14 protein-coding genes are annotated in these 14,492 nt (G+C 65.2%); 6 read left to right on the top strand and 8 right to left on the bottom strand.

The genetic code is table 11. The annotated features are described in order from the left end of the window. Positions 1-247 precede the first annotated feature (247 nt). Positions 248-1,813 carry a DUF882 domain-containing protein gene (locus QM672_RS26020; RefSeq protein ID WP_311935818.1) on the top strand — a complete coding sequence of 522 codons (1,566 nt, stop codon included), beginning with the start codon at positions 248-250 and terminating at the stop codon, positions 1,811-1,813. Positions 1,814-1,823: 10 nt separating this feature from the next. Here the strand turns inward: QM672_RS26020 and QM672_RS26015 are convergent, their stop codons facing one another. After that, a complete protein-coding gene (locus tag QM672_RS26015) occupies positions 1,824-2,096 on the bottom strand; it encodes a BolA family protein (RefSeq protein ID WP_415086083.1) in 273 nt (90 codons plus the stop codon). A gap of 265 nt (positions 2,097-2,361) precedes the next feature. Here QM672_RS26015 and QM672_RS26010 point away from each other — a divergent pair, with 265 nt between their 5' ends. Both QM672_RS26010 and QM672_RS26005 read left to right on the top strand, forming a co-directional pair. Then, on the top strand, positions 2,362-3,441 hold the full coding sequence (locus tag QM672_RS26010; protein ID WP_415086081.1) for a DUF2125 domain-containing protein: 1,080 nt from the start codon (positions 2,362-2,364) through the stop codon (positions 3,439-3,441). Between the two features lie 96 nt (positions 3,442-3,537). Continuing rightward, a complete protein-coding gene (locus tag QM672_RS26005) occupies positions 3,538-4,320 on the top strand; it encodes a transporter substrate-binding domain-containing protein (protein ID WP_311935825.1) in 783 nt (260 codons plus the stop codon). A 19-nt stretch (positions 4,321-4,339) separates the two neighbouring features. Here the strand turns inward: QM672_RS26005 and QM672_RS26000 are convergent, their stop codons facing one another. From QM672_RS26000 to ftsY, 4 genes are all read right to left on the bottom strand, one after another. Further along, on the bottom strand, positions 4,340-5,092 hold the full coding sequence (locus QM672_RS26000; protein WP_415086079.1) for an arginase family protein: 753 nt from the start codon (positions 5,090-5,092) through the stop codon (positions 4,340-4,342). A 198-nt stretch (positions 5,093-5,290) separates the two neighbouring features. Further along, a complete protein-coding gene (locus tag QM672_RS25995) occupies positions 5,291-6,091 on the bottom strand; it encodes a metallophosphoesterase (protein ID WP_415086077.1) in 801 nt (266 codons plus the stop codon). 7 nt (positions 6,092-6,098) lie between these two features. Beyond that, entirely contained in the window at positions 6,099-6,770 is a 672-nt protein-coding gene (locus QM672_RS25990) for a septation protein A (RefSeq protein WP_367625946.1), read from the bottom strand. A 3-nt stretch (positions 6,771-6,773) separates the two neighbouring features. Then, positions 6,774-8,036 carry a signal recognition particle-docking protein FtsY gene (ftsY, locus tag QM672_RS25985; protein WP_415086074.1) on the bottom strand — a complete coding sequence of 421 codons (1,263 nt, stop codon included), beginning with the start codon at positions 8,034-8,036 and terminating at the stop codon, positions 6,774-6,776. Positions 8,037-8,239: 203 nt separating this feature from the next. Here ftsY and QM672_RS25980 point away from each other — a divergent pair, with 203 nt between their 5' ends. Next, on the top strand, positions 8,240-8,995 hold the full coding sequence (locus QM672_RS25980) for an RluA family pseudouridine synthase (protein ID WP_415086072.1): 756 nt from the start codon (positions 8,240-8,242) through the stop codon (positions 8,993-8,995). A gap of 167 nt (positions 8,996-9,162) precedes the next feature. Here QM672_RS25980 and QM672_RS25975 read toward each other — a convergent pair whose 3' ends face one another. Then, the gene (locus QM672_RS25975) at positions 9,163-10,050 is read right to left on the bottom strand and encodes a LysR substrate-binding domain-containing protein (RefSeq protein ID WP_311935841.1); all 888 of its coding nucleotides are present in this window, start codon (positions 10,048-10,050) and stop codon (positions 9,163-9,165) included. Between the two features lie 376 nt (positions 10,051-10,426). Next, positions 10,427-11,425, bottom strand: a complete 999-nt coding sequence (locus QM672_RS25970; RefSeq protein WP_394312377.1) for a LysR substrate-binding domain-containing protein — start codon at positions 11,423-11,425, stop codon at positions 10,427-10,429. 105 nt (positions 11,426-11,530) lie between these two features. On the opposite strand from QM672_RS25970, the gene QM672_RS25965 reads away from it, so the two are divergent. Next, a complete protein-coding gene (locus tag QM672_RS25965; RefSeq protein WP_311935846.1) occupies positions 11,531-11,764 on the top strand; it encodes a hypothetical protein in 234 nt (77 codons plus the stop codon). Between the two features lie 116 nt (positions 11,765-11,880). Here QM672_RS25965 and ispG read toward each other — a convergent pair whose 3' ends face one another. Continuing rightward, on the bottom strand, positions 11,881-13,134 hold the full coding sequence (ispG, locus tag QM672_RS25960; RefSeq protein ID WP_415086069.1) for a flavodoxin-dependent (E)-4-hydroxy-3-methylbut-2-enyl-diphosphate synthase: 1,254 nt from the start codon (positions 13,132-13,134) through the stop codon (positions 11,881-11,883). A gap of 214 nt (positions 13,135-13,348) precedes the next feature. On the opposite strand from ispG, the gene QM672_RS25955 reads away from it, so the two are divergent. Beyond that, complete coding sequence (locus QM672_RS25955; protein ID WP_415086067.1) at positions 13,349-14,449, top strand: FUSC family protein; 1,101 nt, start codon at positions 13,349-13,351, stop codon at positions 14,447-14,449. Positions 14,450-14,492: the final 43 nt, after the last annotated feature.

Here is a 14,492-nt window from a genome sequence, read left to right as displayed (position 1 = left end):
AAGGCCGGTTTCAACGGCTAGATATTAGGGGTCGAACGGTGCATCAACGGTGCTTTAACCAATCTCGGCAAGACTCCGGCAATCCGGACCTGGCGCCGAGCGTCCCATTTGTGGAAATACGCTCGGCTCTGGTTCCCTCGCCTATTTGCCGAGAGTGCTAATCGTGCAGAACCCACTCAGCCTTTTGCCCCGGATCAAAGTTTCGCGTACCGGTCGCATTCTGGCCATTTCCCTCGCATCCACCGTGATGACGACGGTTCTGGTCGGGCCGACGCAGGACGCGATTGCCAATGGCGATACTCGCTCGCTCTATATGCGCCACCTGCATACGGGCGAGACCATCAACATCACCTACAAGCGTAACGGCTCCTATGATTCCGCCGCGCTGAAGAAGATCGACTGGTTCATGCGCGACTGGCGCCAGAACCAGGCCGTGCGCATGGATCCGCGCACGCTCGATACGCTGTGGCTGGTCTATCGCCAGGTTGGCGCCTCCCAGCCGATCAACATCGTCTGCGGCTATCGCTCGCCCGGCACCAACGGCATGCTGCGCCGGCGTTCGCGCGGCGTCGCCAAATTCAGCCAGCACACGCTCGGCAAGGCGATCGACTATTTCATTCCCGGCGTGTCGCTGTCGAAGCTGCGGGTCGCCGGTCTTCGCCTGCAGCGTGGCGGCGTGGGTTACTACCCTTCGTCCGGCTCGCCCTTCGTCCATATGGATTCCGGCGGCGTACGCATGTGGCCGCGCATGTCGCGTAGCGAACTCGCTTCCGTCTTCCCCGACGGCAAGACGGTGCTGGTGCCTTCGGACGGGCGTCCGATGCCCGGCTACCAACTGGCGATGAACGAAATTCGCCGCAATGGCGGCTCGGCTGGCGGTGGTGCCGGCGAGGATGACGTCGCCGAGACCAGCGGCGGCGGCTTCTTCGCAGCCCTGTTCGGTTCGCGCAGCAATACGACCACCAGTGCCCCGCCGGTCGAAGTGGCCCAGGCCTATGCGCCGACCACGCGCAGCAGTGCCCGCATACCGGCCGTGGCGCCGCAGCCGGCGGCTCAAGTGGCTCCTCCGGCGATGCAGCAGATGGCGATGGCCGATGAATTGGCGACCTCGCCGCGTCGCATGGCGCCTGTGCCGCTGCCCGAGCGCCGTCCCAATGATATCGACGCCGCACAGGCTGCCGATGCTGCGACGGCACAGCTCGCCTCCGCCGATACCGGTCCGCGCATGATCTGGCAGACCGGGGCGAATGGCGCGGGTGGCGAGGTGGCTGCCAATGTGCCGTTGCCGCCGCTGCGTCCGGGTACGGCGGCCGAGGAGAGCCAGGCGGCCCCCGTGCAGCTCGCTTCCCTGGATGCTCCGCCGGCGGTGCCGGCGACGCGGCCGGTGCTCGATCCCAAGCCTCCGGTCTTCGCAGACCTTTCCCAGGGCAGCGAAGGCTTCATGAAGCGTAGCGCCAACCGTCAGTCGCAGCGCGCCCTCGGCTTCGCCGATCCGGCGCCCGTGACCAACACGGCCCGGCCGCCACGGCCGGCTTTGATCGCGACGCGCTTCGAGAAGCAGAACTTCGCTTCGCTGTCGGCGCCGGTTTCCGCTGCCCGCAACAAGCAGCAGGCGACCCTGGTCAAGCCGGACCTGCGCACCACGGCTTCGCTGATCGCGGCGCCGTCCAAGACGGTGGTGGTGCGCTTCGGCGTGGCGGCCTATCAGGACCTGCGGGCCGACAAGTTCACCGGCGCCGCGGTCAAGCCCCTGCGCGTCGCCAGCTTCGCGCCGATGCCGGATATCTTCACCGGCTCGATCGCCTCCAACTAAGCCAGAGTTTTTACCAGCGCACCGGTTCGCCCGGTGCGCTGGCTTCGATCGCCAGGGCATGAACGCCGCGCGCAAAGGCAGGCTTCAGGGCTTCGTTGACCAGGCGATGGCGCTCGACGCGGCTGCGTCCGCTGAAATGCGGCGAGACGATCTTCACCCGGAAATGGCTTTCGCCGCCCTCGCGATGACCGGCGTGGCCGGCATGGGCAGCCGATTCGTCCAGTACCACCAGACGTTCGGGCGCAAGCGCCGCTTCCAGGCTGGTTTCGATCAGATCTTGCATGGATGACGTCACGTTCGCAGGTTTCCTATTGCCCTGACTTTGGCCCAATTCTCCGCGATAGAGGGCCCTCGTCTCGAATCACGTTATTCCTGCGCTAAAACAAGGCTGATTCAAGAGGCCGAAATATCTATCCGCGACCTGGCCAATCCTAGAGCAAAACGCGTTCGTGACCGAACGCTTATTTTCTCTAACTCCCTGTTTCAACGCGTCTTTGCGATTCGTGGTGATCCCGTCAAATCGCAAGACGCTCTAGCGAGACCCTTTCGTGCCGACTGACCTGATCAATCCCGCGCCGCGCCGTTCTTCCCGCCGCATCTATCTGCCGACCATCCTGTTCGCCCTGATCGCAATCGCCTGGTCGGGCTTCTGGTGGTACGCCTCCACTCGGCTCGAGGCCGAATGGGCGCGCTTCCTGGCCAAGCAGGCCGAGCTCGGACGCCAGATCAAATGCGGCGAGCAGACCATCGGCGGCTATCCCTTCCGCCTGGAAATGCATTGCGGCCAGGCGACGGTGGAGAGCGTCAGAGCCAATAGGCCCTTCAGTGCCGCACTCGCCGAGGTGAATGCGGTGGCCCAGGTCTACCAGCCCAACAAGGTGCTGCTCCAGGCCAAGGGACCGGTAACGCTGGTCGACAAGAGCGATGCCGGAGCGACGCTGACCGCCGATTGGAAGAGCGCCGAGGCCAGCATGTCGATCTGGACTTCCGGGCCGCAGAATGCCGCGGTGGTGATCAAGGGCCTCAGCGGTACCGTCAAGCGCGGTGACCAGGCCGTCAATCTGGTCGAGGAGGGCAATGTCGAGGTCCATATCCGCCTGGCCGAGGGCACCAATGCCGCGCCGGGCGCCTATGATCTTGCCGCCGATGTCGACGCCAAGGCGATCGCGCCGCTCGACGATTTCCTCGGCGCTCCTTCCCCGATGAAAGGGACTTTCCGCGGGGTGATCACCAAGATCGACCTCAGGCCCATGCCGATGCCCGAGCGCCTGCGCGATTGGGCCGCCGCCGGTGGCACGCTGACCATCACGCAGGCCCAGGTCGAGCGTGGCCCGAGCGTCGTCAAGGCAACCGGCACAGTCGGGCTGGAAACCAGCGGCTTTCCCTCCGGCGACCTGACGGTGGCCCTCGCCGGCGTGCCGGAACTCGCCCAGACGCTCAAGCAATCGGGCCGGGTGCCAGATATGGTGGCGACGACCCTCACCGTCGGCCTGCCCGTGCTGGGCAAGCCCACCAACATCGATGGCAAGGCAGCGGTCGAAGTGCCCCTGACCATCGCCGACGGCAAGATCCGCGCCGGTGCCTTCCTGCCTGGCCTCAAGCTGCCGCGCCTGTTCGTGCCCGAATAGGGGCGAGGGCGCGCGCTGACAACGGATCCTCCTCATGGGTTGAACGAGGGGCTCGCAGCTTTATGCTGCCCGCAACAAACCATTTGGGGGAATCACATGCTTCGTTTGCTTGTCGTCTGTCTCGGCCTGCTTTGCCTTGCGCCCGCCGCGATCGCACGGGAGGCGCCGTCGGCACCGGGGCTCGACGCCGTGCTGGCATCCGGCGTGCTCAAGGTAGGATCCACCGGCGACTACCGCCCCTTCAGCTACAAGGATCCGGCGAGCGGCGAGTTCTCCGGTTTCGACATCGATCAGGCCAAGAGCCTCGCCGAGACACTCGGCGTGAAGCTCGAGATCGTGCCGACGACCTGGTCCAATCTGTCGGCGGATTTCGAAGCCGGCAAATTCGACGTCGCCATGGGCGGCGTGTCGGTGACCTTCGATCGCCAGAAGAAGGGCCTGTTCTCCACCCCCTATATGCGCGAGGGCAAGACGCCGATCGCCCGCTGCGCCGACAAGGGCAAGTTCGAGACACTTCAGGATATCGACAAGCCAGGGGTGACGGTCGTTGCCAATCCGGGCGGCACCAACGAGAAATTCGCCCGCGCCAGCCTGAAGCAGGCCAAGATCGTGATCTTTCCCGACAACACCAAGATCTTCGACGAGGTGGCGGCGGGGCGGGCCGACCTGATGATGACAGACGCCTCCGAGACCCTCTATCAGGAAAAGCTGCATCCGGGCGTGCTGTGCGCCGTGCATCCCGACAAGCCTTTCAATTTTGCCGAGAAAGCCTATTGGCTGCAGCGCGACATCGGCCTGAAGGGGTTCGTCGATCAATGGCTGCACCAGTCGATCGAGACGGGCGCCTACCAGAAGATCTACGACAAGTGGTTCAAGTGAGTCGGTAGACCGGATCGGGTTACTGCGCCAGGATCGGCGCCAGGGCATCGAGAAGCGGGTCGGGGGAGAAGGCTTCCCCTCCCGGTTCCCAGGCATATTGAAACTCGGCGATCTCGATGCCCACGAAGGCCTGCTCGGCGATCACCTCGCAGCAAGCGCGGAGATCGGCGAGCGACAGGCCGCCTTCGCAAGCATAGTCGGTCGGAACGACGCCCGGATTCAGCACGTCGCAATCCAGGTGCACATAGACCGGACGGCCGGCAATCGCCTTGCGCAATTCGGCGGCCAGGTCGCCGCGTGGCTCGACCAGCGGAATGCCGTGCCTGTCGATCAAATCCTGCTCGAATGGGTCGAGATCGCGCTGGCCCACGAGAACGAGCCGGTCGAGGCTCAAGCCTGCTCCCAGACTCGAGTCCCAAAGTCCGGCGGGACCGGAAATGGCGAGACCGCCAAGAAAGCCCGAAGCCGAGGCCTCCGGCGTATTGAGATCGCCATGGGCGTCGAACCAGACGATGCAGGCATCGGGACGATGCCTGGCAACGGCCGGCAGTGTCGCGAGCGAGACCGCGCAGCGGCTGGTGGCTGCAATGGAGACGTCTCCCTTCGCCAGCACGTCGTCGAAGCGGGCCTGCAACTGTTTGAGCGCCGGCAGCGCGACGTCCAGTTCCTCGCGCCAGCCGGTATTCAGCGCAGGTTCCGGCGTGCCGACCACGAAAGGCGCGATGCCCGTCCGCCGTGCCAAGGCGTCGCCGATCGCCCGGGCTCCCGGCATGGCCAGATCGTTGTGATCGCCAGCCCGCCCCTGAAATACCGTATATGCAAACTGCCTGGTCAATGCTGTCGCCTCAGATTTGGCCACGGTCACCCCGGGGGCGACAGACGGCTCGATAGCACCCCCTGATGGTATCGGCAGTACTCGCCCGGTTTCAAGGTTGATCGTCCTGCCGGCCGCTTCTCGCCTTGCCCGGCTTCAAACCTCCACGACAAGGCTCGGATCGTGGTTCGGGTTCTCCACTTCGATGATGGATTGCTTGCCCCTTCGATAGGCATAGATGTTGCCGCGCGGATTGCTGACGATGCGGGTGTCATGCACGCGATAGTCGCGGCTGGCATGAATGTGACCATGTATCCAAAGGTGCGGCCGGTATTCGGCAATCAGGGAGGTCAGATCGCTGGCATAGGCCGCATCGATCGGCTCGCTGACGGCATTCTGCCAGAGCGAATGGGGGTGCGGGGCGTGATGGCTGATCACCACGCTGGGGCCGTTGAACGGCCGGGCAAGGGTGTTTGCGATTGCCGACCGGTGCCGGCCATGGCTGAGCAGAGCGTCCCTGGTTTGCCAGCGCCGATAGTTGGGCCCGGTCCGGATCAGCTTGTGGTCGTTCATCTGCATGCCTGCGGCGACCTGCCCCTGAAAGGGGCTGCCCGCCACGGCGTAGTCGGTCCACAGCGTGGCGCCGATGAAGCGCACCCCGCTGGCGGTGAGAGTCTCTCCCTCGGCAAGCAGGTGAATACCTTCCAGCCGCGCCCGATCGCGGGCTTTGCGCAGTTCCGTTTCCACGTTCTCCCGATAGAAGTCGTGGTTGCCGGGAACATAGATCAGCGGCAGGCCGCGGGGCAGGACATGCTGCGCGAGCCAAGGCAAAGCCCGGTCATGGAGGCGGTTGCAGACATCGCCGGCAATGACGACGGCATCGGCCCCGGCAGGTGTTGGAGCAAGCGTATAGGGGCTGTTATCGACGTGGAGATCCGACAAGACCCAAAGACGCATGATCGACCTAGGTCTTGCTTTGCTCGGTAGCGTCAGGGCTGTCCGGCTTCACCTCGTATTTCATCAGGATCGGCACCTGGGTGGCGGCGAAGATCAGGGTGATCGGCATGGTGCCGAAGACCTTGAAATTGGTCCAGAAATCATCCGAGAAGTTGCGCCAGACGATTTCGTTGAGCACCGCCAGGAACAGGAAGAACAGGCCCCAGTTCAGGGTGAGCTTGCGCCAGCCCTCGGGCTTGAGGTCGAAGGCAGCATCGAGGACGATGCGGATCAGGGGCTTGCCGAAGGCGAGGCCTCCCAGCAGGATCAGGCCGAACAGCGTGTTGACGATGGTCGGCTTGAGCTTGATGAAGGTCTTGTCCTGCAGCCAGAGCGTCAGCACACCGAAGACCAGCACGAAGATGCCCGAGACCAGCGGCATCACCGGAATGTGCCGGGTGAGCACGAGGCCGGCGATGAGCGCGATCACTGTGGCCGGGATGAACACGGCGGTGGCCGTGAAGATGTTGCCGCTCGGCCCCTCGAACAGGGCCGGCGCCATGAAGCGCTCGACCAGGGGCTTGAACAATTCCGGCTTGTAATTGGCGAGGAAGAACAGGACCAGCGGCCCCATTTCCAGCACGAGCTTGAGGACGGGATTGACCTTCTGGCGCGGAGCGCCTGCGGTTTCAGCGGTCATGGCTCACTCCATCCCGGCAATGGCGCGGGAGAAGTCCCGGGCAGAGAAGGGTTCGAGGTCATCGATGCCCTCGCCGACGCCGATGTAATGCACGGGCAGGCCGAATTTGGCGGCCAAGGCCACCAAGATGCCGCCGCGCGCCGTGCCATCGAGCTTGGTCATCACCAGGCCGGTGACGCCAGCGGTCTTGCCGAAGATCTCGGTCTGCGAGATGGCGTTCTGGCCGACGGTAGCGTCGAGCACCAGCAGCACCGCGTGGGGCGCGCTCGCGTCGATCTTCCTGATCACGCGCACCACCTTGGCGAGCTCGTCCATCAACTGGGCCTTGTTCTGCAGCCGCCCGGCGGTGTCGATCAGCAGCACGTCGGAACCGTTTTCCTGCGCGGCCTTGAGGGCGTCGAAGGCGAGACCCGCGGAATCGGCACCCTGCTCGCGAGCCACGATGGGCGAGCGGGTGCGCTCGGCCCAGACCTTGAGCTGCTCGATGGCGGCGGCGCGGAAGGTGTCGCCGGCCGCTAGCGTCACCTTGAGGCCGTCGGCGCTGAACTTGGCGGCGAGCTTGCCGATGGTGGTGGTCTTGCCCGAGCCGTTGACGCCGACCATCAGGAGAACGAAGGGCTTGTGGGACCGGTCGATCTCCAGGGGCTTGGCCACCGGGGTGAGGATGGCCTCGACCTCGCTGGCCAGGACCTGGTGAACCTCCTCTGGCGAGATCTGGCGATCGAAGCGCCCCTTGCCGATCGCGGCGGCGATACGGGTGGAGACGTCGACGCCGAGATCGGCCTGGATCAGGACGTCCTCCAACTCCTCGAGCGTGGTGGCATCGAGCTTGCGCTTGAGCACGATGTCGGTGATGCCGCGGCTGATGGCGTTGGACGAACGCGACAGGCCGTCGCGCAGGCGGCGCCACCAGGATTTCTTCTCGGCGGGCGCGGGCGGCGAGGCCGGCTCGCTGGTGCGCGGAGCTGGAGACGGCTCCGGTGCGGGAGGCGGTGCCGGCGCAGGAGCTGGCGGCGCAGGAGTTGGTGGTGCAGGCGACCCGGGTTCCAGGGGAACGATCAATTCGGCCGCGGCCAGGGGCACGGGTTCGATCAGGGCCTCGAGCGGCGCCTGTGCTGGTTCTGGCGCCGTGCCGGATTCCTCGACGGGAGCCGGCGTCGCCTGCTCGGCGGCTGGCTCGGGCCTGGTCTCGGTTTCCGGCGTCGTGGCGCCTCGCCCGAACAGCCGTGAAAAGAAGCCGGGCTTTTGCTTGTCGCTCTCAGTCATCGAAACGGTCTGAATCCCAAAAGCGTTTTGCGATCAGGCGGAATCGCCTAGAATCGCAAAGACGCGTCAAAACAAGAAGTTAGAGCAAAATGCGCTCGGTCGTCGACGCGTTTTGCTCTTGGGTGGCCAACCTGCCACCGAAAAATGGTCTCATGTTGAAGGAACCTCTAGCCGACAATGCCCGATCACGATAGCGCTAAGCGATGATATCGCTCGATTTGACCACGCGGCTCATTCACCGCGACGCCCTGATCCTGATCCTCGACAAGCCTGCCGGCCTGCCCGTGCATGCGGGGCCGAAAGGCGGGCCCAATCTCACGGCCATGCTGGAGCAGCTGCGCTTCGGCCTGCCTCGCAATCCGGAGCTGGCGCATCGGCTCGACAAGGATACGTCCGGCTGCCTGGTGCTCGGGCGGCATGCCAGGCCCCTGCGCACTCTCAACGATCTCTTCGCCAAGGGCGGCGTCGAGAAGACCTATTGGGCGGTGGTCGAGAGCGGCCCGACCGAGGACAGTGGCCTGATCGACATGCCGATCGCCCGGCGGTCGCCCGAGCGCGGCTGGTGGATGAAGCCGGCCGAGGACGGCTTGCCGGCACAGACCGATTTCCGTGTGCTGGGTCGGGCGGGGGAACATACCTGGCTGGAGCTGAAGCCGCGCACCGGCCGTACCCATCAGCTGCGCCTGCATTGCGCCGCCTCCGGCTTTCCGATCGTCGGCGATCCGATCTATGGCAGCGCGCCGCGCGAGGGCGGCCCGGTGCTGCATCTGCATGCCCGAGGCGTGAGCGTGCCGATCCTGCCCAAGAAGCCGGCTGTCACGGCGGAAGCAGCGCCACCTGACCATATGGGCGAGCACCTTGCGGCCCTCGGCTATCGGGGACCTCTCAGCCCGACGCCGCCGGAACTGGTGCAGCCGGTGCCCGAGCCGGTCCGTCGCCGCGGGCTCAGGCCGAAATAGGCATGAGAACCTTCCGCCTTGCGGGCTGCCGGATTCACACATCTCGACGTGGCAAGAAAAGGCGCGGGTAATCCTTCCCCGAAGCCGGGGAAGGATTACCCGCGCTCAATACTGCCAATATTGAGATGTGTGCAGCCGATAGCCTGCAAGGGGGAAGGCCTAGCGTTCTACCCCGCTGTATCAGCCAGCTCCGCCAGGATCCAGTCGCGGAAAGTGCGGATCTTGGGCTGGTTGCGGCGCATTTCGGGATAGACCAGGTAGAAGGCCCGATCGCTCGGCAGTACCAGCTCGAAAGGCTGGATCAGCCGGCCCTCGGCGAGGTCGTCGTCGTAAAGGGCGGTCGAGAGGATGGCAGCTCCCTGTCCAGCCTTGGCCGCCGCGTTGATCACCGCCTGGCTGCTGAGATTGTAGACGAGCTTGGGCATTTCATAGCTGACGCCGGCTGCTTCGAACCATTCGCGCCACCAGTAATCGCCGGGATCGAGAAGGGGGATGCGCAAAAGATCGGCCGGCGTGTAATGCGGGCCGAGACGAGCGACGAGGTTGCGGCTGAGCATGGGCGTGTAGTCCCCCGGGAGCAGGCGGTGGGCCTGCAGGCCGGGCCAGTCCCCGGTGCCGAAGAAGATGGCGACATCGGTTTCTTCACGGGTGAAGTCGATAGCACGGTCGGTCGCTTCGATACGGACTGCCAAAGTGGGGTGGGCGAGCTGGAAGGCGCCGATATGGCGGGCAAGCCAGCTGGTGGCGAAACTCACCTTGGCGCAGACGGTCAGCACACCCTCGACGCCGCCGCGGGCCGCTGCATAGGCCTCCGCCATCAGGGCGAAGGCGTCGGTGATCGCCGGCGCCAGGCGCTGGCCGGCTGCGCTGAGCTCGATCTGGCGCGGCTTGCGCAGGAAGAGCGGCCCGCCGAAACGTTCCTCCAGGAGCTTGATCTGGTAGGAGACGGCAGCCTGGGTCATGCCGAGCTCGGCGGCCGCACGGGTGAAGCTCAGATGCCGCGCCACGGCCTCGAAGACTCGGATAGCGGCCAGCGGCGGCAGCAAAGTGCTCACGATGCATCAGCTCTCTTTATGGGTACTGCTTGAGCTTCAATTCGTCAGAACCCGAAATTCATGGAAAATCTCCGGATGAAACGGCCAAAAGCAGGGCCGATCTGGAGATTTGGCCATGATAGTGGCGCGGATAGAACGTATAGGGCAAGCTTATTCATATAGGGCCGATACGGGGCATGGCGAGACGCAGCCGGCCCGTCGGCCAGCCTTATTGAGGGAGGCGCTGCGTGAGCTCTCCGATCACCTGTTGTGCGACATCGGTGTTATCGATGGCCATGCGAAGAACGATCGGCCTGAGCCTGACGCCAGCGCCCGCGCTCTGATCGATCGCTATCGATAGAGAGGGGGGCGGAAGGAAAGCGGCTTCTTGATCGTCTTAAGACGCCATGGCCTCTTCACCCCGGTTGCCGAGGCTGGCGGTCCTGCCGACCTCCTCCAGGATCCAGTCGCGGAAGACGCGGATCTTCGGCAGGTTGCGGCGGGCTTCGGGATAGACCAGGTAGAAGGAATGTTCGCCGGCGACTTGATGAAAGGGCTGGATCAGCCGCCCTTCCGCCAGATCCTGGGCCCAGAGGGCGCAGGAGAGGATGGCGACGCCCTGGCCGTCGAGTGCGGCGGTTCCGACGAAGGCCTGTGAGCCGATGCAGGGAATCTCCACGGGCCCGCGATGGACACCGCCGAAGCGATCCTGCCCGCGCGTGATTGGCGGTGCGGACTGCACTTCGCTGCGCGAAGGGCCCCTGGGGCGGCGGGCGACTTTGACGAGGTCGAACCAATCGTCCCACCACGTGTCGCCGGGATCGAGCAGTGGCAGGCGCAGGAGATCGGCTGGCTGCTTCACGCCGCCGATGGTGGCGGCGAGCTTCGGGCTGAGCATGGGGGAGTATTCACCCGATAGCAGGCGATGGCTGCACAGGCCCGGCCAGTTGCCGTCGCCATGGCGGATGGCGAGATCGATGTCGCTGCGTGCAAAGTCGACTGCTTGGTTGATGGCGTCGATCCGCACGGCCAGGGAAGGGTAGCGGATCTGGAAGGCGCCGACATGGCGGGCCAGCCAGGTCGTGGCGAAGGTGATCGAGGCCGTGACCGTGAGCACGCCCTCCGCATCACCGCGCGCCGAGGCATAGGCCTGGGCGAGCAGGGAGAAGGCTTCGCTCACCGCCGGCGCCAGGCGCTGGCCGGCCTCGGTGAGCTCGACCTGCTTGGGGCGGCGCAGGAAGAGCGGGCCTCCGAAACGTTCCTCGAGCAATTTGATCTGGTAGGACACGGCGGCCTGGGTCATGCCGAGTTCGTTGGCGGCGCGCGTGAAGCTCTGGTGCCGTGCCACGGCCTCGAACACCCGGATGGCGGTGAGGGGAGGAAGCGGAAGGGTCATTTGCGATAAGCCTGTTTTATGGCTCCAAATCGAGCTTCAATTAGCCACATCCCGCGCGGAATGGGAATATCCCTGTCAGATATTGCTAATTGCCGCACAGGAGATTTGGCCATGACGGCCGTTCAATTCAATCGCATAGGGCAGTCTTATTGCGGTCATGCGGATAGCGAACGCGTGGCCAAGCCGAATGAGACATTCATCAGGCCCCGCTTCATCGGTCCCTATGATCTCTCGGATCATTTGCTGCGGGATATCGGCGTGCTCGACGGCAATACCGGGCGAGGCAAAGGAAACAACGGCGCTTTCTCGGCGCGGGACCTGATCGACCGATATCGGTAAGCCCGGGAACAGCTTCAGGGTGCACGGGCATCTTGCCCGTTATTCCTTACCGCAAGCGCAGTATTTCCAAGAACGGGCAAGATGCCCGTGCACCCGGAAATCACCGTTCCCAGGGGTTACTCCGCCGCCGGCCTGACGCCATAGCGGTTCTCGATATAATCGATCACCATCTGCTTGAATTCGTCGGCGATGCCGGGGCCGCGCAGGGTTGCGGCCTTCTGGCCGTCGATGAACACCGGTGCGGTCGGCGTCTCGCCGGTGCCGGGCAGGGAAATGCCGATATCGGCATGCTTGCTCTCGCCGGGGCCGTTGACGATGCAGCCCATCACCGCGACCTTCAGCGTCTCGACGCCCGGATAGCGTGTCTTCCAGTCCGGCATGGACTCGACGATGAAGCCCTGGATGCTCTGGGCGAGTTCCTGGAACACGGTCGAGGTGGTGCGGCCGCAGCCGGGGCAGGCGGCCACCAGCGGCACGAAGGTGCGGATGCCCATCACCTGCAGGATCTCCTGGGAGACCTTGACTTCCTGGGTGCGATCGCCGCCGGGCTCGGGCGTGAGCGAGACGCGGATGGTGTCGCCGATGCCGGCCTGCAGCAGCGGCGAGAGAGCGGCGGCCGAGGCGACGATGCCTTTCGAGCCCATGCCGGCCTCGGTGAGGCCGAGATGCAGGGCATAGTCGGAACGGCTGGCCATCTCGCTGTAGACCGCGATGAGATCCTGCACCGCCGAGACCTTGGCCGAGATGATGATGCGGGACTTGGGCAGGCCCATCTCCACCGCACGATCGGCCGAGAGCAGGGCCGACTGCACCAGCGCCTCCCAGGTCACTGTGCGGGCGTCGACCGGCGCCTCGCTCCTGGCGTTCTCGTCCATCAGATGGGTGAGCAGCTCCTGGTCGAGCGAGCCCCAGTTCGCGCCGATGCGCACCGGCTTGTCGTGGCGCATCGCCATCTCGATGATGGCGCCGAACTGGCGGTCGCGCTTGTCCTTGAAGCCGACATTGCCGGGATTGATGCGGTATTTGTCGAGCGCCTGCGCACAGGCGGGATGGTCGGCCAGGAGCTTGTGGCCGATATAGTGGAAATCCCCGATGATCGGCGTGGTCACGCCGATGCGCATCAGCCTTTCCTTGATGCGCGGCACCGCAGCGGCGGCTTCGTCGCGATCGACCGTGATGCGCACCATTTCAGAGCCGGCGCGGGCCAATGCCGCGACCTGCCGTACCGTGCCGTCGATATCGGCCGTGTCGGTGTTGGTCATCGATTGCACCACGATGGGCGCGCCGCCGCCGACCAGGACGCCGCCGACATCGACGGGAACGGTAGGGCGACGGGACATCAGGCCAAAGCGCGCATAGGACGGGATCATCGGGCACCGCTGGTTTCGTTTGGGGATGACATGGACCTCACCGGCTGGCACGTCAAGGTCTTGGGGGGCCGGTCTTCGGACCGGCCTGGAACCACGCCGCCAGCAGAGCCGAGACGGCGGGTCTGAAGACCCGCCCCCCACGATCAGAGAGCCGGCCCTTGCGCTCCGCTCGAACCTTTCTACCATCGCATCTTGCAAAGGATGTGATGGGTTGATGATGATCGGCGCTGGTGCCACGGCTCGCCTGTTCAAATGGTTCGCGGCCAAGCGCATGGAACTGGCCCTGGCCGTGCGCGTCACGGTGGCGGCAGGCCTGACTTTCGTTGCGGTCAAGCTGGTGGACCTTTCCCAGTCGAGCTGGGCGGTGATCACCTCCATCATCGTCATGCAGGCAAGCCTTGGCGGCTCGGTCAAGGCGGCGATGGACCGGATGGCCGGTACGCTGCTCGGGGCCCTGTGGGGCGCGGTGGTGTCGGTGGTGCTGCCGCACCATGAGGGCAATGTCGCGCTGGGCCTTGCGGTACTGACCGCTGTGGCGCCGATGGCGGTGGCCTCGGCGCTGCGGCCGAGCTTCCGGGTGGCACCCATCACCGCGCTGATCGTGTTGATCCCGGCGGGCGGCACGCTGCTGCCGCCCTATGCCTATGCCGCCGAGCGCGTGGCGGAGATCGCGCTCGGCATCGTCGTCGGCGTCGGCGTCGCCCTGTTCGTTTTACCGGCGCGGGCGCAGGGCGCGCTTGCCGCCGCGGCCGCACGCGTGGCCGATCTCAATGCCGAGCTCCTGCTTGCCCTGACCGGCAGCCTCCTCGACGGCAAGGGCCGGCCGGAGCTTGCCGGCATCAACAAGCGCATCCGTGCGAGCCTGCGCCAGATCGATGCCGCCGTCGAGGAGACGGTGCGCGAGCGCAGCGCCCATCTCAGTCATGCCATCGATCCCGAGCCGATGGCGCGCACGCTCTACCGTGTCCGGCACGATCTCGTCATCATCGCCCGCGTCTGCGTGCGCGCTTTGCCGGAGCGGGTGGCGCCGACCCTCACGGAGCCTCTGGAGGCGATGCGGGACGCGACCGTCGGCCTGCTGCGCGGCATCGCCGAAGCCCTGCGGCGCGGCTTTCTCGGGCCGGATGCCGCGGGCTTCGATGCCAGCCTTTCCGCCTATGTCGCCGCCATGGACAAGCTGCGCGGTGCCGGCGTGCTGCGGGACCTGCAAAGCGAGGAGGTCGGCCGCCTCTACGCCCTGCGCTTCGGCTTCGAGCAGCTCGGCCAAGACATCAAGGACCTGGTCGAGCGCAGCTCCGACCTTGCTCGGGAGTAATCGGAGCGCGGACATCTCAGCGACATGAAGACATGTCGCTGAG

Origin of the sequence: Labrys sp. (in: a-proteobacteria) (genome assembly GCF_047605565.1) — a bacterium.
Taxonomy (GTDB): domain Bacteria; phylum Pseudomonadota; class Alphaproteobacteria; order Rhizobiales; family Labraceae; genus Labrys; species Labrys neptuniae.
The sequence above is the reverse complement of the archived record's forward strand: the minus strand, read 5'-3'. Positions and strand labels throughout refer to the sequence as shown.

What these genes read in the sequence shown, in the direction of transcription:
- QM672_RS26020 (WP_311935818.1), top strand. Translation starts at nt 248, where the DNA reads ATGACGACGGTTCTGGTCGGGCCGACGCAGGACGCGATTGCCAATGGC.
- QM672_RS26015 (WP_415086083.1), bottom strand. Translation starts at nt 2,096, where the DNA reads ATGCAAGATCTGATCGAAACCAGCCTGGAAGCGGCGCTTGCGCCCGAA.
- QM672_RS26005 (WP_311935825.1), top strand. Translation starts at nt 3,538, where the DNA reads ATGCTTCGTTTGCTTGTCGTCTGTCTCGGCCTGCTTTGCCTTGCGCCC.
- QM672_RS26000 (WP_415086079.1), bottom strand. Translation starts at nt 5,092, where the DNA reads ATGCCGGGAGCCCGGGCGATCGGCGACGCCTTGGCACGGCGGACGGGC.
- QM672_RS25995 (WP_415086077.1), bottom strand. Translation starts at nt 6,091, where the DNA reads ATGCGTCTTTGGGTCTTGTCGGATCTCCACGTCGATAACAGCCCCTAT.
- QM672_RS25990 (WP_367625946.1), bottom strand. Translation starts at nt 6,770, where the DNA reads ATGACCGCTGAAACCGCAGGCGCTCCGCGCCAGAAGGTCAATCCCGTC.
- ftsY (WP_415086074.1), bottom strand. Translation starts at nt 8,036, where the DNA reads ATGACTGAGAGCGACAAGCAAAAGCCCGGCTTCTTTTCACGGCTGTTC.
- QM672_RS25980 (WP_415086072.1), top strand. Translation starts at nt 8,240, where the DNA reads ATGATATCGCTCGATTTGACCACGCGGCTCATTCACCGCGACGCCCTG.
- QM672_RS25970 (WP_394312377.1), bottom strand. Translation starts at nt 11,425, where the DNA reads ATGACCCTTCCGCTTCCTCCCCTCACCGCCATCCGGGTGTTCGAGGCC.
- ispG (WP_415086069.1), bottom strand. Translation starts at nt 13,134, where the DNA reads ATGATCCCGTCCTATGCGCGCTTTGGCCTGATGTCCCGTCGCCCTACC.
- QM672_RS25955 (WP_415086067.1), top strand. Translation starts at nt 13,349, where the DNA reads ATGATGATCGGCGCTGGTGCCACGGCTCGCCTGTTCAAATGGTTCGCG.